The organism is Tenacibaculum aquaeponti (genome assembly GCF_057221555.1).
Window position 1 is genome coordinate 2,374,209 of sequence record NZ_CM170147.1, and the last position, 22,563, is coordinate 2,396,771.

At 31.1% G+C, this 22,563-nt stretch carries 14 protein-coding genes; 8 read left to right on the forward strand and 6 right to left on the reverse strand.

Translation table 11 applies throughout. The annotated features are described in order from the left end of the window. Both AC2TEO_RS10675 and AC2TEO_RS10680 read left to right on the forward strand, forming a co-directional pair. Complete coding sequence (locus AC2TEO_RS10675; protein WP_442264807.1) at window positions 1-408, forward strand: VOC family protein; 408 nt, start codon at window positions 1-3, stop codon at window positions 406-408. Between the two features lie 234 nt (window positions 409-642). Then, window positions 643-1,185, forward strand: a complete 543-nt coding sequence (locus AC2TEO_RS10680; protein WP_442264808.1) for a hypothetical protein — start codon at window positions 643-645, stop codon at window positions 1,183-1,185. Window positions 1,186-1,193: 8 nt separating this feature from the next. Here the strand turns inward: AC2TEO_RS10680 and AC2TEO_RS10685 are convergent, their stop codons facing one another. The 5 genes from AC2TEO_RS10685 to AC2TEO_RS10705 all read right to left on the reverse strand — a co-directional run bounded on the left by AC2TEO_RS10685 (window position 1,194) and on the right by AC2TEO_RS10705 (window position 15,083). Next, a complete protein-coding gene (locus AC2TEO_RS10685) occupies window positions 1,194-3,053 on the reverse strand; it encodes an ABC-F family ATP-binding cassette domain-containing protein (protein ID WP_442264809.1) in 1,860 nt (619 codons plus the stop codon). Between the two features lie 99 nt (window positions 3,054-3,152). After that, window positions 3,153-5,600, reverse strand: a complete 2,448-nt coding sequence (locus AC2TEO_RS10690) for a GEVED domain-containing protein (RefSeq protein WP_442264810.1) — start codon at window positions 5,598-5,600, stop codon at window positions 3,153-3,155. Between the two features lie 251 nt (window positions 5,601-5,851). After that, window positions 5,852-8,425 (reverse strand): GEVED domain-containing protein, encoded by a 2,574-nt coding sequence (locus AC2TEO_RS10695; protein ID WP_442264811.1) that lies wholly within the window; start codon window positions 8,423-8,425, stop codon window positions 5,852-5,854. Window positions 8,426-8,662: 237 nt separating this feature from the next. Beyond that, window positions 8,663-11,365 carry a GEVED domain-containing protein gene (locus AC2TEO_RS10700; protein ID WP_442264812.1) on the reverse strand — a complete coding sequence of 901 codons (2,703 nt, stop codon included), beginning with the start codon at window positions 11,363-11,365 and terminating at the stop codon, window positions 8,663-8,665. A gap of 244 nt (window positions 11,366-11,609) precedes the next feature. Next, window positions 11,610-15,083: a S8 family serine peptidase gene (locus AC2TEO_RS10705; RefSeq protein ID WP_442264813.1), complete on the reverse strand. Its 3,474-nt coding sequence runs from the start codon at window positions 15,081-15,083 to the stop codon at window positions 11,610-11,612. 188 nt (window positions 15,084-15,271) lie between these two features. Here AC2TEO_RS10705 and AC2TEO_RS10710 point away from each other — a divergent pair, with 188 nt between their 5' ends. From AC2TEO_RS10710 to AC2TEO_RS10735, 6 genes are all read left to right on the forward strand, one after another. Then, window positions 15,272-16,930: an ABC transporter ATP-binding protein gene (locus AC2TEO_RS10710; RefSeq protein ID WP_442264814.1), complete on the forward strand. Its 1,659-nt coding sequence runs from the start codon at window positions 15,272-15,274 to the stop codon at window positions 16,928-16,930. A 62-nt stretch (window positions 16,931-16,992) separates the two neighbouring features. Further along, window positions 16,993-18,009, forward strand: a complete 1,017-nt coding sequence (locus tag AC2TEO_RS10715; protein WP_442264815.1) for a sugar phosphate nucleotidyltransferase — start codon at window positions 16,993-16,995, stop codon at window positions 18,007-18,009. After that, window positions 17,987-18,967 (forward strand): tetratricopeptide repeat protein, encoded by a 981-nt coding sequence (locus AC2TEO_RS10720; protein ID WP_442264816.1) that lies wholly within the window; start codon window positions 17,987-17,989, stop codon window positions 18,965-18,967. Before AC2TEO_RS10715 ends, AC2TEO_RS10720 begins: the two co-directional genes overlap by 23 nt. A 3-nt stretch (window positions 18,968-18,970) precedes the next feature. Further along, window positions 18,971-19,744, forward strand: coding sequence for a lipoprotein insertase outer membrane protein LolB1 (gene lolB1 / locus AC2TEO_RS10725; RefSeq protein WP_442264817.1), 774 nt, complete (start codon window positions 18,971-18,973; stop codon window positions 19,742-19,744). Then, on the forward strand, window positions 19,744-20,952 hold the full coding sequence (locus AC2TEO_RS10730; RefSeq protein WP_442264818.1) for a murein hydrolase activator EnvC family protein: 1,209 nt from the start codon (window positions 19,744-19,746) through the stop codon (window positions 20,950-20,952). Before lolB1 ends, AC2TEO_RS10730 begins: the two co-directional genes overlap by 1 nt. After that, window positions 20,952-21,995, forward strand: coding sequence for an AI-2E family transporter (locus AC2TEO_RS10735; RefSeq protein WP_442264819.1), 1,044 nt, complete (start codon window positions 20,952-20,954; stop codon window positions 21,993-21,995). Before AC2TEO_RS10730 ends, AC2TEO_RS10735 begins: the two co-directional genes overlap by 1 nt. Here AC2TEO_RS10735 and AC2TEO_RS10740 read toward each other — a convergent pair. Continuing rightward, entirely contained in the window at window positions 21,992-22,501 is a 510-nt protein-coding gene (locus tag AC2TEO_RS10740) for an acyl-CoA thioesterase (RefSeq protein ID WP_442264820.1), read from the reverse strand. The two genes, AC2TEO_RS10735 and AC2TEO_RS10740, sit on opposite strands and share 4 nt — an antisense overlap. Window positions 22,502-22,563 lie beyond the last annotated feature (62 nt).

Consider the following 22,563-nt stretch of genomic DNA (forward strand, 5'->3'; position numbering starts at 1 on the left):
ATGAACAGATTTCATTTTGCGTTTAAAGTTAAAGACATAGAAAGTACACATCGATTTTATCATGAAATTTTAAACTGTACTATCGGACGACAAACCGAACATTGGATAGATTTCGATTTTTTCGGACATCAATTGTCTGCTCATATTTCCAATAATATTCCAGAATTAGATTACTGCGGAAAAGTGGATAAAGTAAAAGTTCCTATTCCACATTTTGGTTGTATTGTAAAAGATCACGAATTTGATTTTATTAAAAATGCATTGCAATCTCACAATATTGAATTTATTATACCACCACAAACAAGATATGCAGGAACTCGTGGTGAACAGAAAACTATGTTTGTTTTAGATTTCAGTAACAATCCAATCGAATTTAAGAGTTTTAAAAATGAAGATGAGATTTTTTAAGTGAAAAGCATGTTTTTGTCACTTATCTATTTAACTTTACTAATCGTTTTGTAAATGGCCAAGAAAAAATTATTATGACAATAAAAGTCGTTTCAAAATTTTTTAGAAAATGAAGAAGATCATGCTGAGATTTTTATGAATTTTGACTTTGTTAAAAACAGGGTTTACTTAAATGAAAAGGATTTTTGATTATCGTGAACCTCTTATCAAATTACTGAAAAAGTAACGTTGTAAATGACGAAGCAAATAAGAGATATTTTGATTTTTGATGGTGAATCCTATCACATCAATGAATATATACTGGAGACTTTTTTTAAGGAAAATCCGAAATTAAATAAATTTCATTCTTCAAATACTGCCTTAACAAGAGGTTATATAGGTAGCTTCTCAGTTGAAAATGAAAAACTAAAAGTTACTGATATTCGAATCTTTGATAGAAACACAGTCAATTTAAAACTGAAATCGGTTCTTAAAAATGTTTTTAAAGACAGAACTGTTTGTGACTGGTTTTCTGGTTTTATCAGAATAGATAATTACAATGAATATCAAAATAAAAAAGAAGACCAAAAACACACTCTTTTAGAATTTTACAAGGGCAATTACATCGGTAAAAGAACTTTCAATTATATCGACCTTCAAAGTTTTAAAGCACTACAATTCAAACAATTTAAAACAACTGAAGAATACAAAAAATTAAAGGAAAATTTTACAAAAACCTTAGGTAGTGAATATCAAGCAGATACTTTAATTCTCAAAAATATTCTAAAGTTCATTTAGAAAAACTTTTATTCTTCCATTTTCATAGATAATTCGAACCAACGTTCTTCTTTGGTTTCTAAATCCTCTATGATTTGTTGCAGCTCTAAAGATTTGTCGTTAATATCTTCTGAAGCTACTTCTCCATTAGCAAATTGTGCTTCGATCTGCTCTTTTTTCTTTTGTAGTTTTTCAATATCAATCTCTAAAACACCAAACTCACGCTTCTCATTATAACTTAACTTTCCTTTTTGATGTGTTTTTTCGCGTTTTACAGCTTCTTTCTTTTCAGTTTTAGGTTCTGAGACCTTAGAATCTTCATAAGCTCTAAAATCAGAGTAATTTCCAGGAAAATTATCCACTACTCCATTTCCTCTAAAAACAAATAAAGAATCTACAATTTTATCCATAAAATAACGGTCGTGAGAAACTACCATTAAATTTCCAGGATAATCTAACAAGAAGTTTTCTAAAACGTTTAGTGTAACTACATCTAAATCGTTGGTTGGCTCATCGAGAATTAAGAAATTCGGATTCTGAATTAACACCGCACATAAATACAATCGCTTCTGCTCTCCTCCACTTAACTTTTCTACAAAATCATATTGCTTTTTTCTGTCGAATAAAAATCGTTCTAATAATTGTGCTGCAGAAATTCTTCTTCCTTTTGTTAACGGAATTTCTTCTCCGAATTCTTTAATTACTTCAATGACCTTCTGCCCTTCTTTAATGTTGATTCCTTTTTGGGTGTAATATCCAAACTTTACCGTTTCTCCAACTACAATTTTTCCGCCGTCTAATGGTAATTGTTTCGTTAAGATATTTAAGAACGATGATTTTCCTGTTCCATTTTTTCCAATGATTCCAATACGCTCTCCTTTTTTAAATACATACTCAAAACCATCTAGAATTACTTTTTCATCAAAAGATTTTTTCAGTTTATGTAATTCTACAATCTTGCTCCCCAAACGTTCCATGTTAATTTCTAACTGAACTTCGTGTTCTTTTCTACGCTGGTGTGCTTTTTGTTTGATTTCGAAGAAATCATCGATTCTAGATTTAGATTTTGTCGTTCTTGCTTTTGGTTGACGACGCATCCAATCTAATTCTTTCTTGTATAAACTTTTTGCTTTACTAAGGTTTGTAGCTTCTAAAGCTTTTCGTTCTTCTTTATTCTGAAGATAATACGAATAGTTTCCTTTATATTTATATAGTTGTCCGTTATCTAATTCAATAATCTCATTACACACACGCTCTAAAAAATAGCGATCGTGTGTTACCATGAATAAGGTAATTTTTTCTCTAGAAAAGAATGCTTCTAACCATTCAATCATTTCTAAATCTAAATGGTTGGTTGGCTCATCTAAGATTAATAAATCTGGTTTATTAATTAAGATAATTGCTAAAGCTAAACGTTTACGTTGTCCTCCAGAAAGTGAACCTACTTTTTGTTGCAGATTATCTAACTTTAGTTTCGATAAAATTTGCTTGTATTGTGTTTCAAAATCCCACGCATTGTGTTGGTCCATTAAATCGAATGCTTTTTGATAAGCTTCTGCGTCATCTGGATTTTGTAAAGCTGCTTCGTATTGCTGAATAATTGGAAGAATTTTATTTTCTGTAGCGAAAATTGTTTCTTCTATTGTTTGATTTGCATCAAAATTATGTTCCTGAGATAAATACGCAATATGAATTCCTTTTCTACTGATAACCTGACCTGAATCTGGCGTATCTTTTCCTGCAACAATATTTAAAATTGATGTTTTACCACTTCCATTTTTAGCTACAAAAGCTATTTTCTGATCTTTATTAATTCCAAAAGATAAATCTTCAAACAAAACGCGCTCTCCATAAGCTTTGGAAATATTTTCTACAGTAAGGTAATTCATGAATTTCTAAATAAAAGACAAATGTAATGATTTCAATAGCGATAAAAACAAAGAGACCGTTTTAAAAAACGGTCTCTTCTTCATTCAAAAATAGTACAATTATCTAATAACAAAACGTTTCTTCGTTTGTGTATATTCATTTGTTAAATTCAAAATGTAAACTCCAGGAGTTAATGTGTTCGTATTTATAACACGATTATTTAAGTTTCCTTTCTTCACAGTTTGACCTAGCATATTGATTACTGCATAGTTTGTTGTTGATAAATCTGAATTATCTGAAGATAATATTTCTAATACACTTCCTTTAGCTACTGGGTTTGGTGCTAATGTTAATGTTGCTAATGTATTTTCATCTTCATCTCCTAAAACATCGATTCTTGCTCCAAATTCAACTACAGTTCTAGATGAAGAACAAGAAGTTTCATAAATTTTCACATTAGAGAATGTAGAATTATTTCCAGAACCACCATCGTTATCGTTAATAAATACTAAACGATCCATGTTTCCTGTATATGAATCTCCAACTGGAATTACATATGTTTTAGTTCCGCCAGCATAATTATCGTAATTCGTTACACCATAGTTTTGTGTTCCATGAACTTTAAAATATCTACTTGATGTTAATGAATTATCATTTTCAAAACCAACTCCGTGAATTTCTCCTTCCGAAGTACTACTGAAATCAAATTCGATAACAGTATTTGGAGTTACCGTGTAATTTAATGCAATATACTTCCAAGTATTATTTGTTAACGTTAGTGAATTTCCTCCTGAACCTATAGAAGAGTTTCCAGCAGCATCTTGATTAGAGAAAGATGATAATGTATAATCGTTAAAATTTAACGTATCGCAACCACCTGGATTAGTTCCTCCTGTAGTAATATTTACAGTATAATCTTCTACTTCTCCGTAAGTAAATGTTTCACAAGAAGTTGGTATTCCATTATATTTCATAGAAACACGCATTCTAGTAGTACCTTCAACTGCACCAGCAGGAACAGTGAAGCTTCCTGTTACTGGTGTATTTCTTGTTGCAGCTTGTGTCCAAACTGTTTCTCCACTATCTGAGAAATCACCATCTTGATTATAATCGATAAATACTGCATATCCTTCAGCATAAATAGTTCCTGTCCATGTTGGAGTAATTGTTATTGAAGCAGAAGAAGATTTACTTAAATCTGTAGAAATAGACGTAAAATCCGAATATCCATTTCCACTTCCAGAAGCATTATTTATGCTTCCTAAAGTTACATTACCAATATATTCATCACTTACATTATTTCCTTTTGAACTACAATAATTAATCTGAACAGCTGTTGTAGTAAAATTAACAGAAGCACTATAAGATGAGTTTCCTGAAGAACATTTACTACGAACTTGAACTTCGTATTGTGTAGATGCTGATAAACCTGAAATAGCTGCAGATGTTGCAGAAACAGAATTAACTGTCCAAGAAGAAGTTCCTGTAGCACGATATCTTACATCGTAAGATGCTCCAGTAACGGCATTCCAGTTTACTGTTGCTCCTGAAGCAGAAACTCCTGAAATAGAAACTCCTGTTGGTACTGTTGCATTACAAGCAACAGGTGTAAATTTATCAGATAACGCCAAGCTTCTTCTAGATCCTCCAGCTTCTAAAACGGCTCTCATCCTGTTTTTTTGTCCTAAAGTAAATAAGTTCATACAAGAATCATCAGAATAATCCATGTAGTTTTCTACCATATCTTCTGATCCACATGATGTATGACCTGTTGAGCATCCATAGTTTGCAGCATCTGAAGTAGGTGTATCTGAAACAAAATCATCTACACTACAACCACCATCACCCCAAATGTGACGTAGGTTTAAAAAGTGTCCTATTTCATGAGTAGTTGTTCTTCCTTTATCAAAAGGTGCCGATAAATAGAAACCAGAACCTTTATCTGAACTACCAAAATATTGTGGACTCATAACTACTCCATCTGTAGAGGCACTCCCTCCAGGAAATTGAGCATATCCTAAAATTCCTCCACCTATGTTACACACCCACATATTTAAATATTCGGCTGTGTTCCATGCATCTACTCCACCATTAGATGAAGATTTCATGGCATCATTAGTACCCCAAGAAGTTCTTGTTGATGATTTTCTTGTAATACCGTTTGTTGGATTACCATTAGGATCTATGGCAGCCAATTGAAATTCAATTTGAGTATCAGCTGCTTGAGACCACTTGTTCGTAGCATCTGAGTTTGTTCTTCTAAAATCTTCGTTTATAACATCTATCTGTGATTGAATTTGGGCATCGCTGATGTTTTCTTGAGCATTGTTATAAATAACATGAACAACAACTGGAATAGTGATAATATCACCGTTAATTTTTCCTTGTAATCCTGAAAGTTGTTGCAATTTGTTTTGAGTGAAGTTCTCAATTTGTTGCATTCTTTCCTTTAGTTGGGGGTCATTTGATTGTCTGAATTCTAGGTTATCCATAGAATGACAATTTCTTCTTTGTTGCGAAAACATAACTCCAGCAACAAGTAGAAACAAAAAAGTAATTTTTTTCATTGTTTTTAAAAGGGTTTTAATGGTTTATCTAAATATTCAAAGTTTAGTGAAGATGTGGAGGCAACTTGACTATTTAGTTTGTGCAGTAAAAATAAAAAAAACACAAACAAAACAAAACAAAATGTTAATTTTTTAATTAAATCTTAATATTAAAGTTAAAATATAATGTTTTAAATTAAATCTATTATAAAAATTAAACCCAAGCTACTAGAACTTGGGCTTAATTAACAATATAGGGGATTATCTATGCTTTATTTTATTACCAATTTGGTTATTAATGATTTTTGACTATCATTAACTTCTAAAACATAAATTCCTTGATTCAATTTAGATACATTTATTTGTTTTACTTCATTTAAATTTCCTGATTTAACAATTTGACCAATTGCATTTACAATTTTATATGTTGTTAAACTCATTGATTTATTATTTACTGCAATTTGCACAAAATCACTAGCTGGATTTGGATAAGCTTTCAATACTAAAGGAGACTCGTTTCCTAACTCTTTTACCACTATATTTCCATCAATTCTTGTAGTAGTTCCGTTAGCAACAATATTAATTGTGTAATCTTCTACCTCTCCATCTGCAAAAGTTTCACAAGGAGTTTGCGCAGCATTATATTTCATAGAAACACGCATTCTGGTTTGACCTAATAAAGCATTTGCAGGAACAGTAACTGTAGTAGATAAATTATTAGCACTTGAAGAAGACCCTGAAACTACTTTTTCACTATCTTCAAATGTTCCATTTCTATTAAAATCTATCCAAACTGCCCAAAATTCCGTGTAAGCTGTTCCACTAAATCCAGCACTAACAACCATATTATTTGTACTACCTTGTGCTAAAGTTCCAACCTGAGCTGTAAAATCTGAATATCCACTTCCAGCAGCAGTTGCATTAGCAATTCCTCCTAACTCAACATTATCAATCCACTCGAATTGAGTTCTATTACTAGTAGAAGAACAATAAGAAACTGGAGCTGGAATATTATCTACAGTTGTAAATGATACAGATCCGGCAGCAGATGAATTCCCTGCAGCATCTTTTGCTTTAACTGAAATTGTATAAGATGTTCCAGCATTTAAGCCTGTTATATTAGCAGAAGTACCTGTAACACTTCCTAAACTAGAAGAACCTTGAAACACTTCGTAGCCAGTTACAGCAACATTATCTGTAGAAGCAGACCAACTTACAGTAGCTGTTGTTTCTGTAATACTAGAAGCCTGTAAATTTGATGGTGCAGATGGTGCTTGAGTATCTACTGTTGAACCTCCTTGAGTAGTAACCGATAAATCATCTACAGCAATATCACTAGACCAACCATTACCTGTTGTACCTACTATTCTTAATTTAACCTTTCCTCCTAAATAGGCACTTAAATTCACAGAAACTGAATTCCACTGATTTCCTTTATTACCAGAATCAGACCAAATGTCTGTCCAATTAGATTCTCCATTTTTTAACGCTTGAATTTTTAAAGAACCAACATTGCTTCCATACATATGATTTTCGAAAGAGAAAGTTGCCGCCGATTTACCTGAAAAATCAAAGCAAGCACTTTCTAAAATAGCAGTAGCATTAGCTCCTATTTGTCCTGTACTACTATTTGACGAAGCTTCTAAGAATAAATAATTAGAACCCTCTGTAGCAGATGATGGACCTGTATTATTAGAAGGTGTACTTCCTGATTTTCTCACCCAATTTCCATCGTCGCCAGTAACTTGAATCCATCCATCACCAGATTCAAACCCTTCATTATATGGAAAAGAAGAAACAGTTGATGAACATGTATCACCAGTTGGAGGATTTGTAGTTCCTCCGTTAGATTTATCAGATAAAGCCAAGGTACGTCTAGCTCCTCCAGCTTGTAAGTATGTATGCATTCTATCTCTTTGTCCAGCAGTAAATAAATTCATACAAGAATCATCAGAATAATCCATATAATTTTGAACCATATCTTCTGAACCACAAGAAGTATGTCCTGTAACACATCCATAATTAGGAGCATCAGATTCTGGTGTATCAGCAACAAAATCGTCAACACCACATGCTCCATCTCCCCAAATGTGACGTAATCCGAAATAGTGACCAACTTCATGAGTTGTAGTTCTACCTCCATCGAAAGGAGCTTGTGCAGTTCCTGTAGTTCCAAAATATTGATCTGCCATTACAACACCATCTGTAGAAGCATCTGTATCCCAAGGAAATTGAGCAAAACCTAAAATAGTTGCTGTTCCTGTTGGTGTATTTCTGATAATATTATCAACAATCCACATATTTAAATATTCAGCAGGATTCCAAGGATCTACTCCTCCACTAGAGGATTTTTTAAGATCATCTCCTTCCCCTAAAGAAGTATTCCATGTTGATTTACTTACTTGTTTCCTAGTAATACCTGTAGTTGGGTTTCCATTTGGGTCTACTTCAGCTAAATAAAATTCAATTTTTGTATCTGCTGCTTGTGACCATTTATTTGTTCTATCAGCATTTGTTCTACGGAAATCGGCATTTAAAACATCTAATTGAGATTGAATTTGTGCATTACTTATATTATTAGAAGAATTTGTATATAATACATGAACTACAACTGGAATTTGATATACGTCACCTACAATTCTACCTTGAAGATTATTCATTATAGCAACTTTTTGTTGAGTATATGTTTCCATATCTAGCATCTTTCTTTCTAAACTAGGATTTTTTTTAATTTTTTCTTCAAAAAGATCAGAAGCTATACAATTACGTTTTACTGTTGTTTGAGAGTAAATGGCAGAAGAAGCCAAAAGGATTCCTACCAAAACTAAAGTAATTTTGTTTTTCATTTAAAGGGTTTTAATGATTTATCCTATTTCCATAAAAAACACTAGTAATTATTGAATTTGAAAACTTACAATAGGTTTTTTTTACAAAAATGGAGGCCGAAAATATATTTTTGTTACATAAAAAACAAATAATTATAAATAAAATTAACAATTTAACATCTAATATTAATATATGTTAATTAATATTAAAAACCCGAGTTAGACTCGGGTTTAAACTAAACAATTAAAAAAAGGGGATTATTTTCTAACTATTTTGGTTTGAAATCTCTTCTGACCGTCAAAAAACTCAAATATATATACACCTGAGGTTAAATTTGAAATATCTATTCTTAAATCATTAACATTGTTACTTTTAACAATTTGTCCTTTAGAATTTATAATATTATAAGAAATCACTTCATGTTCTTGTTTTTCATCTAAAACAACATTAATATAATCTATAGTTGGATTTGGATATGCCGTAATTTTTAACACATCAACCTCACCTATAGCAAACGCTCCTGTGATATCAGCCTCTTTTAAATCTCCAGAATTTTGATCATCAATTATATTAATCGTATAATCTTCCACCTCTCCTTCTGAAAAAAATTCACATGATGTTTGTATTGATTTATATTTCATTGAAACTCTCATTCTTGTTTTACCTAGTAATGCTGTTTCAGGAATATTAATCATACCATACAAATCCTCTCTACTATTTGAAGATCCGTATACAACTTTTTCTTCATCAGAAAACGAACCATCTTGATTAAAGTCAATCCAAACCGACCAAAACTCCGTATAAGTAAAGCTTAAAAAACCTGCACTAACTACAATTGGTGTTTCTACTCCTCTTATTAAATTAGTTTCTAAAGCTGTAAAATCTGCATAACCATCATTGGAGTTTGAATAATTTGAAATTTCTCCTATTTCAACTTTATCAATCCATTCATAAGTTGATTTCTGTCCTCGTGAATCACAATAAAGCAATTCATTTTTTAATGTTGAAACAGAAACTTCGAATACTTCTACATCTACATCAGGACACTCTAAAATTGATTTAACACCAACTATATAATCTGTTTCTGGTTCTAAATCTAAAAATTCAATTTGAGGAGCTTTAACTGTGCCATACAATTGATTATTTAGATACACTTCATAACCTAAAACATTTAATCTATTTCGAGTATGATTTAAATTTACTTTAATTGATGTGGTTGTTATACCTAAAACCTCAAAATCTATGTACTCTTCATATTCATGCTTATCGTGATCTTCTTTAGTAATTATAACTGTATAATCCTCCACCTCTCCATAATCAAATACACCACAACTATCAGGCACACCTTCATATTTCATTATAACACGTAATCTTGTTTCTCCTTCTACAGCAAATTCAGGAACAAAAAAACTTCCCTCAATTAGTGATTTTGATGTTTTTTCTTGTTTCCATACCATTTCTTCTTCATCGTCGAAATCACCATCTTGATTATAATCTATAAACACAGCATAACCACTATCATATTTTATATCATCTTTCCATTTTGGTTTGATTTCTATATTGATTTGATGTTCTTTAATCAACTCTTTTGTTTGACTAATAAAATCAGAATAACCCTCTGTAAGTCCAGAGTTATTACTTTCACCACCAATAACAAATTCATCGATATAAAGTTCATTAGCATTTAAAGGTTTAGATACACAGTATCTATCTTTTTCTAAAGTAGTAAACTTAACATACTCACAATAAGAAGATTCTTCTTGTGCGCTAACACTTTTTATTTGCATTTCATATTCCGAATTATCTTGCAATCCTCTTAAAACGATTGATGTTTGTAACGCAAAAGTTTCGTTCCAATCTTCAGCACCTACCAAACGGTATCTTAAAACATAAGACCCTCCTTTTACTTCATCCCAAGAAACATGAGCTTCTGTAGATTTTAACTCTGAAATCATTATATTTCTAGGTGTAAATAATTCTGTTGATATTGTATTAAATTTATTAGATTTTGTTAGATCATGCCTAAATCCTCCTTCCATTAAAACAGCATGCATTCTAACCTTTTGTCCAGATGTAAAAACACTCATACAAGCATCATCTGAATAATCCATAAAATTCTCTACCATATCTTCAGAGCCACAAGAAATAGTTCCAGTTTGACAACCATAATTAGGTCCATTAGATTTTGGTGTATCAGTAACCAAATCATCAGAATCACAACTTCTACTATTTCCCCACGTATGACGAAGGTTTAAAAAATGTCCTACCTCATGAGTAGTTGTTCTACCTTTATCAAAAGGTGGACTTAAATAAAAGTTATTTCCTTTATCTGAAGAGCCGAAATATTTTGGATTTACAACAACACCATCAGTCTCTGATTTTCCACCAGGATATTGTGCATAACCTAAAATTCCGTTTCCGATATTACAAACCCATATATTTAAATACTCAGAGGTATTCCATGGATCCGTTCCACCAGATTTTGAGTTTTTCATAACGTCTTGAGCTCCCCAAGATGTTTTTTTACTCGATTTTCTAGTAATTCCTTTAGTTGAATTACCATAAGGATCTTCCGAAGCTAACTGAAATCGTATACCTACATCTGCAGCTTGAGGCCATTTATCAGTTAGATACGGAGTAGTCTTACTAAAATCTTCATTCAATACATCAATTTGGGATTGAACTTGATCGTCACTAATATTCTCTAATTCATTATTATAAATAATGTGTACTACGACTGGAATAGTGATAGGTTTTTCTTCTTGTTTGTTTTGAAACCTTTCCATTCGTTGTATTCTCATTTGAGCATGATACTCAATTAGATCCATTTTGTGTTGGATCTCTGGAGTCTTTTGTTTCCTGTACTCTAGATTTTCATTTGAGTAACAGGTTCTTCTTTCTTGCGAAGTAATTGTTACAGAAAGAAGAATAGTTAGTAATAATAAGAACGTATTCTTCATGTCCTCTCGTGTTTGGGGGTTACACAATTGATTAGTAATCTAATCCTTTCGAGGAAGGGGGATACCAATAAAGATACTCATAGGTTAGTTAGAGCTTCATTATAAAGTTAATTAAAAAAACTCTTAAAAACTCTTAAAAACTAAAAAACAGGGGTTTATCCTGTTTTTTTTTATTCTTAAAAACTAAAAAAAAAGCTCAAACAAAAGTTTGAGCTTTATGATTGGTTGTAAATAATTGAAGGGTTTATCTTTTAACCAATTTAGTGTTATATATTTTTGGTCCATAATTAACTTCTAATATATACATACCAGAATTTAATTTAGAAACATTAATTCTTCCATTTGTTAATTCACCTTTTTGAACTACTTGTCCAATAGTATTAACAATTTTATATGAATTTAATGCATCTCCTTTAGTATTAAGTTTTACTTCAACAAAGTCTCTTGCAGGATTTGGATATGCAACTACACTCATTGCATCTTCATTACCTAACTCATCTGCATCACTAAATGTTGTGAATAAATTTGAACTTGTTGATGAAGCAACAATATTAATAGTATAATCTTCCACTTCTCCATCTCCAAAGTTTTCACAAGCTGTTTGGTTAGAGTTATATTTCATAGAAACACGCATTCTTGTATTTCCTAATACTGCATCAGCTGGTACTATAACAGTACTATCTGTTAAATCTCCAGAGCTTGAAGAAGATCCAGAAGTTACTCTTTCGCTATCTTCAAATGTTCCATTCCTATTAAAATCAATCCAAACACCCCAAAATTCAGTATAAGAAGATCCTGAGAAACCAGCACTAATTACAATAGAATTGGTAGTTCCTCTAACTAAAGTTCCTACTTGGTCAGTAAAATCTGAATATCCAGAACCTGCTCCTGTAACATTGTTAATTCCTCCTATAGCTACTTTATCAATCCATTCATATTGAGTTCTACTACCACTAGAAGTACAATAAGTTGGTGTTGGGTTATCGCTTAATGTAGTAAATGTAACTGTTCCAGCATTTGAAACATTCCCTGCAGCATCTTGAGCCCTTACTGAAATTGTGTAAGATGTATCAGCTGTTAAACCTGTTAAATTTGCAGAAGTTCCTGTAACAGTTCCTAAACTTGTAGAACCTTGGAATACTTCATAAGCAGTCACACCTACATTATCTGTAGAAGCAGACCAACTAACAGTAGCTGTAGTTTGTGTAATACTTGAGGCTTGAACATTTGATGGTGCAGAAGGTGCTTGAGTATCTGATCCTGCATTTACAGCTGTTAACTCTAAATCATCAATAGCAACATCACTTCTCCATCCATTTCCTGTAGAACCTACAATTCTTAATTTAATAGTAGCTCCTAAATAGCTAGCTAAATCTACAGAAGCAGAATTCCACTGATTTCCTTGATTTCCTGATAGATTCCAAACATCAGTCCAAGTAGCTCCGTCATTTGAAGAAACCTGAACTTTTAAAGATCCCATATCTGTACCATACATATGGTTTTTAAACGCAAATGTAGCTGATGATTTTCCTGATAAATCAAAACATCCACTTTCTAAAATAGCCGTAGCATTATTTCCTATTTGCCCTGCACTACCATTAGTAGAAGCTTCAAGGAACATATAGAATGAACCATCCGCTCCAGAACTTGGTCCTGTACTACTTGAAGGAGTACCTCCACTATCTCTAACCCAGTCTCCATCATCTCCACCAACTTGAGTCCAACCATCATTACTCTCAAAACTTTCACTGTATGGTAAAGCTTGACATGCAGCTGGTGTATTTGTTGTAAATGTAGTTGAAGAACTATACGCAGAATTTGTTCCATCAGAACACTTACTACGAACTTGTACTTCATACTGAGTTCCAGCACTTAATCCTGATAAACTAGTAGTAGTTGATGAAACTGCATTTACAGTCCAAGAAGAAGTACCTGTTTGACGATATCTTACATCATAAGTCGCACTAGCAACTGACGACCAGTTAACAGTAGCTTCTGTTTGAGAGACTCCAGTAACACCAACACCCGTAGGAATAGTTGCATTACAAACTGCAGGAGTACCAGTAACACCAGTAACTATTAATGAAAACGCTTGACTTCCACCAACTAAACTTCCTTTATTAGTAACTGTAATCGTATAAGTTCCTGACGCTCCATTAACATCAACTCTTTCATAAGGATCTACATTATTATCTTGCTTTGCACTCGTAGTAGGACTTGTTAATTCATATGGAAAATAAGTAGTTCCTCCTTTAGTCACTCTAATATCTAAATCATTTACTAAAACTGGCGTAGTTGAATTTACAGTAGTATTAGCAGTACCTGGTCTATCTGTCCAAGAAATAGAAGCTAATAATGGACTTGTTCCATCTGAATCAACAGTAATAGTATATGTTTGTCCACTATTTAATGTTAACTCTTCTATTTTTGATCCATTTCCGTTAGCAGTAATTGCTTCAGCAGCTCTCTTTGTATTTAAAAGCCCCCATCCAAAAACAGCATCTGGTCCTGAAGCTCCTGCATCATCAGCAGTATGAAGCGCTAAACCTTTTAAAGTTGCAGCTCTCATTAAACTTCCGCTATTAAGATCTCCATAATGTTGTTGTAATAACAATAAAGAACCTGTTACATTTGGAGAAGCCATTGACGTACCAGTAATAGAATTATATGCTGTATCACTATTATCATAAGTAGAATATACTCCTGTTCCATTACCAGTAATATCTGGTTTAATACGCATATCATCAGTTGGTCCTTCACTACTCGAGCTATTTATAGAAACAGAAACTAAATTTCCATTAGCGTCTATATTAGCATCCTGAGCATTAGCTACAACTAAATTGTTTTTAGAAGTTGAATGTCCTGTTAATTTATCCCATCCTGATCCTCCAGTTGGATTATTATTTGCAGTGTTATCATTACCATCGTTACCAGCAGCAACAACCATTAAGTAGTTTGGTGCATTAAATAATATCTCATCCCATTCACGAGATTCATCTATATAACCACCAAAATAATGCTGTGGTAATTGAACTTGACCTAACTGATTTCTAAAAGCAAAACCATATGAGTGATTAGAAATAATCATACCATTAGAAGCCTCTGTAGTTGCTTCAGATTTATCATTATTCCAATCTGCAGTTCTTGCTTTTGCATGTGGCGCCATACCTTTAGCATCAGCTTGTACACCAGAAGCAACAATTGTTCCTGTTACGTGCTGAGCATGAAAACTATTTCCATTTAAAGTAGAACCATCTATTGTAGTAACACGATTATTTCCTCCTGCACCATCAAATTCTTGGTGAGTGTTACGTGTTCCTCCACCATCCCAAACATTTGCAGTCATTCCTTGTCCCATTAAGTTTAATCCTAACGATCCTCCTGAATGTAAATGATTTGTTCTAGTAGATTTTGCAGCATCAACATTAAAAGTTGTATAGTAAATAGGCTTACCATTTACAACTCTCTGAAGCTCCATAATACTTCCATCTTTTTTAAGAATTCTTGTTTCCCATCCTTTTTGTTTAGCCATTTGAAGAGCTTCGCGCTTTTGCTTACTTTCTTTGGTTTGGATGTTCTTTTTAATACTTTGAAGTTTTGTCAAATCGTACTTACTACGAATTTGCTCAATTTGCTTTTCGCTTTGTGCATTAGATTGTAATCCAAAAGACAACAAACCAGCGAAAAGCAATACTTTTGGCAAGTAATTGTTTTTCATTTTTTGAAGGGTTATAAAATATAAGTTTTCGTGTTTAATTAAACCTAAACGAAACCTTAAAATTTTGTTAATAGTGCGCCAAATATAATTTTTTTTTATTTTAATCCAAAAAAAACAAGGTTAATTATTTAAAATAGATAGAGTTACCCTATGTTTTTTAATAATACAGTATTTTTACATCATTTTTTATGGTTATAATTAAGGATTTTTCAATTTCATTCAAAGGAATTAAAGTAATTAACAAACTTAATTTCAAAATAAAATTCAACTCGATTTTAGGTATTGTTGGTGAGAGTGGCAGTGGAAAATCGTTAACATCTTTAGCTATAATGGGATTACTACCAAAAGAAGCTAAAACATGTGGAGAAATTTTGTTTAACGAAAAAGAATTATTAACTCTTTCAGAAAAAGAATTTCGAAAATATAGAGGAAACAAAATTTCTATGATTTTTCAAGAACCTATGAGTTCTTTAAATCCAACAATAACATGTGGCAAACAGGTTGCTGAAATTTTATCTCTACACACAAAGCTATCTAAACAAGAGATTAGAGAAGAAGTAATTTCTTTATTTGAAAAAGTAAAATTACCAAGACCTAAACAAATTTATAATAGTTTTCCACATGAAATTAGTGGTGGTCAAAAACAACGTGTAATGATAGCTATGGCTATCGCATGTAAACCTGCTTTGTTAATCGCTGATGAACCAACAACAGCACTAGATGTAACCGTTCAAAAAGAAATAATATTATTATTAAAAAATTTACAAGAAGAAACTAAAATGAGCATTCTTTTTATTTCACATGATTTAAATTTAGTTTCAGAAATTGCAGATGATGTTCTTGTTATGTACAAAGGAGCACTTGTAGAATACGGAAATGCCACTACAGTATTCAAAAACCCGAAAGAAAACTACACCAAAGCATTGATTAACTCTAAACCAAAAGATAATGTGCGTTTAAAAAAGCTGCCAACGGTAAAAGATTTTATTAATGAAACTGTAGAAAACAATTTTTTTTCAAAAGAAGAAAGAAAAGCTTATCATAAAAAAATTTATAATACAGCTCCTTTTTTAGAAGTCAAAAATCTTAAAAAAGAATTTATCTCTAAATCATTTTTATTTACAAAACCAAACATAGTAAAAGCAGTAAATGATGTTTCTTTTTCTTTATACCAAGGCGAAACATTAGGTTTAGTAGGAGAATCAGGCTGTGGAAAATCAACTTTAGTTAGAACTATTTTACAATTAGAAGAAGCTACAGACGGTGAAATTTTCTTTCAAGGAAAAGACATTACTAAACTCAACACAAAAGAATTAAAACTAATAAGAAAGGATATTCAAATTATCTTTCAAGATCCTTTTTCTTCATTAAATCCCAGAAAAACAGTTGGTGAAGCGATTTTGGAACCAATGACAGTTCATAAAATTCTATCTAATAAAAAAGAAAGAAAAGATTATGTTTTAGAACTTTTTAAAAATGTTGGTTTAGATATTACTCATTATAATAGATATCCTCATGAATTTTCAGGTGGACAACGTCAACGAATAGGAATTGCTAGAGCTATAGCCTTACACCCCAAATTGTTAATTTGTGATGAATCAGTTTCTGCTTTAGATGTTTCTGTTCAAGCTCAAATTTTAAACCTCTTGAACGAGTTAAAATTAAAATACAATTTCACTTACATTTTTATATCTCATGACCTTTCTGTTGTAAAATATATGTCTGATCAACTTATTGTAATGAATACTGGAAAAATTGAAGAAATTGGTGATGCAGATGATATTTATAAAAACCCTAAAAAAGAATATACAAAAACTCTAATCAATGCTATTCCTAAAGGAATATAATCCTTACCTCAAAAAAAATTAATATAGTATATTGCGGTAATAAAATAAACTAGAAAGATTAAATGAAAATTATTGTTCCTATGGCAGGTGTAGGCTCTCGCTTACGTCCTCATACTCTTACTACTCCTAAACCTTTAACTGTAATTGCTGGAAAAACAATCGTACAGCGATTAGTTGAAGATATCAGTAAAGTAATCGATCAACAAATAGAAGAAATCGCTTTTGTTATCGGTCCTGCTAAAAAAGGTTTTCCTTCAAACACAAAACAAAAACTGATTGAAATTGCTAATAATTTAGGAGCAAAAGGTTCAGTTTATGTTCAAGAAGAAGCTCTAGGAACTGCACATGCTATTTACTGTGCTAAAGAATCTTTAAGTGGACCATGTGTTGTAGCTTATGCTGATACTTTATTTAAAGCTGATTTCACTTTAGACACAAATGCTGATGGTGCTATTTGGGTAAAACAAGTTGAAGATCCAAGCGCTTTTGGTGTTGTAAAATTAGACAACGGATTTATTACAGATTTTATTGAAAAACCTAAAGAATTTGTATCTGATTTAGCAATTATTGGAATCTATTACTTTAAAAACGGAGATAAAGTTAAAGAAGAAATTCAATATTTAATTGATAACGACCTAAAAGAAAATAATGAATATCAATTAACAAATGTTTTAGAATCTTTAAAGCAACAAGGTGCTAAATTTATACCTGGTAAAGTTGATGCATGGATGGATTGCGGTAAAAAAGATCCAACGGTTGATACTAACAAACAAGTATTAGAATTTGAAGCTGCTGACGGTAATAATTTAGTTTCTGATGATGTTGTATTGGAAAATTCAGAAATTATTCAACCTTGTTATGTAGGTAAAAATGTTGTGTTGAAAAACACAAAAATAGGTCCTTATGTATCTATAGGAGAAGACAGTATTGTAGAAAACGCTACGATAACAAACTCTCTAATTCAAACGAATGTGCAAATAAGCAATGCCAATTTTGATAACGCTATGATTGGTAATTTTACTAAATTTAATGGAAAATTTACATCAATAAGTATCGGTGATTATACAGAACTTACATAAAAAAGAAACTTTAGGAGAGTATAAAAAGGTATTTAAAATCTTACCTTTTCTCCTCTCCTTTTTGTTTTTTATTAATTCTCAAATTTATGCTCAAGACAGTCTTGTTTTAGAAGCTTCTATTTCTGAAAAAAAGCTAATTGAATTTGAGCAATTGTTTTTTGATGCTATAACTTCTAAAGCTATAAACAATCATCAAAAAGCAATACAACAATTAGAAGAATGTAACACCATCATCCCCGATGATAAAGCAGTACTTTTCGAACTTTCTAAAAACTATTTTGAATTAAAGAAAATTCCAGAAGCTACAGAATATGCAAATCAAGCATTAACTAAAGACCCAGAAAATCTTTGGATTCGTGAACACTTAGTTAAAGTATACAGGAAATCTGGTCGTTTTGATAAAGCTATTGAAATTCAACAGAAAATAGGCGAAAAATTCCCTAAAAAAAAGAGAGAGTTAGCCTTTCTTTATTTAATGAATAATGAAAGGTCTAAAGCTAAAAAACTTCTTAACGATTTAGAAAAAGCAAAACTTTTAGATGGCCGTTTACGCAGATTAAAAAATCAGTTAGAGAACGTTAATAAAATTGATCGTTCGATTAAAAAATCTATTGTAAAGGAAGATTTACAAACTGTATTTAACAATGATAAATCATTCAAAAACTTAACTTCTCTTTTAAAACAACTTGAAAAAAACAAGAGCAATAAAGATTTGCTTTTATATAGTGAAAAAGGTTTAGGTTTATTTCCTGCACAACCTTTGGTATATCTTATGAATGGTATTGCGTTAAATAATACTAAGCAATATAAAAAAGCTATAGAAACACTTCAAAATGGTATTGATTTTGTTATTGATGACAGAAAAATGGAACAAAAGTTTTATGTAGAGTTATTGAAAGCTTACAAAGGAACTGGAGATACCCAAAACATTAACAAATACCAGAAAAAAATTAAGTAATCAATGAAAAAAGTATACTTTATACTTACCACATTAATTATCGCAACTTTAAGTTCTTGTAAATCTACTAAAGAAACTACAAGTACTTCTGCTATAAAAAACTTATCTGCAAGAAAAGTAGTTAAAAGGCATTTAGCTTCTAATTTTGAAGGAAATACTATCGATGCAAAATTAAAAGTTAGATACAAAGACAAAAAAGAAGATATTGGTTTTTCAGTAAAAATGAAAATCAAAAAAGATGAAGTTATATGGTTAAAAGGAACTAAAATTATTACTGTTTTTAAAGCTAAAATAACTCCAGAAAAAGTAAGCTTTTATTCTCCGTACAAAAAAAATTATTTTGAAGGTGATTTTACTATGCTAAAGAAACTTTTAGGTTTTGATGTTAATTTTGAACAACTTCAAAATATGTTACTGGGTCAAGCCGTTCTAAATATATCTGAGAATAAACAAAAAGTTGATATTGTGAATCGCTCTTATCAACTTCATCCTAAAAAACAACCTTTGTTATTTGATATTTTTTATCAAATACACCCCGATCACTATAAATTAAAAAAACAATATTTAGTTAATCAATTAAAAGAACAGCGATTAGATATTGATTATACTGATTATATTAAAAAAGATAATTTATTATTTCCTAAAAGAACAGTAATTACAGCTAAAGAGAAGAATAAATTTACCAACATTAATATAGAAGTTAGATCTATTAACTTCAATACTAATTTAGAAATGCCATTCAGAATACCTTCTGGATATAAAGAAATCAAATTATAGTGAAAAAGCTTTTTTACATATCTATTTTAAGTTTTTTATGCATTTCTCTTTCATCTCATGCACAAGGGAGAAAAGAGCTTGAAAAACGCCGTAAAAAGATAAACAAGGACATAAAAAAGATTAACTCATTACTTTTTGAAACTAAAAAAGAAAAAACAAACGCTTTAGATGACTTAAAAGATTTAAGTCAGAAAATAACTGTTCGTGAACAGCTTATTGAAACAATTCGGTTAGAGACAGAAGAATTGAATAAAGAAATTAAGCAAAATGAAAAGAAAATAACTGTAAATAATACAGAACTAAAAAATTTAAAAGCCGATTATGCTGATATGGTTTTTAAATCGTATAAGAGTAAATCACAGCAAAGTAAAACCATGTTTTTACTATCTTCAGAAGATTTCTTACAAGCATATAAGAGAATAAAATACATTGAACAATATAAAAGTTTTAGGAAAAAACAAGCGCAAAAAATTATATATAAAACTAAAGAAATAGAACGCTTAAATGATTCTTTAACTAAAAAGAAAAATCAGAAAAAAGTTTTAATTAACACAGAAACTAACCAAAAAAACAGAATAGAAAGCGAAAAAGAAGAACAAGAAGAGTTAGTTACGAAAATAAAAAAACAAGAAAGTAAATATAAACGACAGTTAAATAAAAAAATAAAAGAAGAAAAAGCTGTTGCTAAAAGAATTGATCGAATTATTAGAGCAGCTATTGCAAAGGCAAATAAAGGAAAAAAAGGAAAAGCAAAAAAAGGAGAATTTTTATTAACCAAAGCTGAAAAAACTTTAAAAGCGAACTTCGAGCAAAATAAAGGGAGATTACCTTGGCCAATTAATGGGGTTATTACCAGAAAATTTGGAAAACAACCGCATCCTACATTTAAATCGATTACGATTAATGGTACTGGTTTACACATTAGAGGAAAACAAGGAGATGATGCAAAAAGTGTTTTTAATGGGAAGGTTTTAAGTATTATTAAAACAGATAAAGGAACAAAAAGTGTTATGGTTCAGCATGGAGATTATATTACAACATACTCTAACCTTAGAACTGTCTTTGTAAAAAACAACCAAAACGTTACTACTGGAACTCCTATTGGAAAAGTTTTTACCAATAGAGTAACCGGAAAAACAGAATTGCTTTTTGTACTTTCAAAAAACACCCAAAAACTAGATCCTGCTAACTGGATTAAATCAAATTAATGAATAAAGCTTCTAATTTTATTATAGTTACTACAGCTATTATTGCTGTTTTAGTAATTGGTAAAGGAATTTTAATTCCGTTCATTTTTGCTGTTATCTTCTGGTTTTTTACTAGAGAAATCAGAAAACTTATCTATAAAATTCCTTTTGCAGAAAAATTCATCCCAAAATGGATTAGCAACATTTTGGTCTTTTCTATAATCATTTTAGCCTTTGGTTTTATTTCTGAAATTATTACTAATAGCGTTACTAATGTTACCGAATCATACACAAAATACGAACCTAATATAGAACGTATTATAACTGATTTAGGTAATTATTTAAATGTAGATATTTTAACATCTATAAAATCTGTTGTAGGAGATTTTAATTACGGTTCTGTTTTAGGTGATATCGCAAATGGTGTAAGTGGTTTATTAGGTGATACATTTATGATTATTATTTATGCCTTATTCTTATTTCTTGAGGAGCGTAGCTTTGTAAAAAAGTTATATATGATTCTAAGCAAAGGAAATAATTATAACAATATCCAAACAATGCTAGATAAAATTGAAGATTCAATTTCAAATTACTTGCGTTTAAAAACCTATGTAAGCCTTTTAACTGGTATTTTAAGCTATTTTGTTTTGCTTTTTGTTGGTGTAGATAGCGCACCTTTTTGGGCCTTTTTAATCTTCTTATTAAACTACATTCCAACTGTAGGTTCTTTGATAGGAACAATTTTCCCTGCAATTTTTAGTTTACTTCAGTTTGGAGAGTTTACTCCATTTATAATTATTGCTTTAGCTGTTGGAGCAATTCAAGTTGTTGTAGGTAATGTAATTGAACCACGTTTATTTGGTAAATCTTTAAATTTAAGCCCTTTAGTAACTATTTTAGCTTTATCTGTTTGGGGCAAAATATGGGGAATTACAGGAATGGTACTATCGGTTCCTATCACTGTAATTATGATTATTGTATTTTCTCAATTTGAAAAAACAAGATCAATAGCTATTATGCTTTCAGAGAATGGTGAAATAGATAAAATTACAAAGAAAGACTAATCAAACAAAGCTTTAAGTTCTGTAGCTTCTTTAGGTTGCATTTTACCAGCTAAAATTAAACTTAATTGTTTTCTTCGTAAAGCTCCATCAAAACGTTGTTGTTCTAATTCTGATTGTGGATTTATTTTAGGAATTGGCACAGGTTTCCCTGTTTCGTCTACGGCTACAAACGTATAAATACCTTCATTTACCTTCGTTTTTTCACCTGATTGACGGTCTTCTATCCAAACATCAACAAAAACCTCCATAGACGATGTAAAAGCCCTAGAAACCTTCGCTTCTAAAGTAACTACACTTCCAACTGGAACAGACTTGGTAAATGCTACGTGATTTACAGAAGCTGTTACAACAATTCTCCTAGAATGACGGCGAGCAGCAATACTACACGCTCTATCCATACGAGCTAATAATTCTCCTCCGAAAAGATTATCTAAATAATTCGTTTCTCCAGGTAATACTAAATCTGTAAGTACTGTTTTTGATTGTTGTGGCGTTTTAGCTTCCATATCTAAAATTTGCCGCAAAGATAATTAAACCCTAAGAAAGGATTAAAATTTTAATCAAGAAA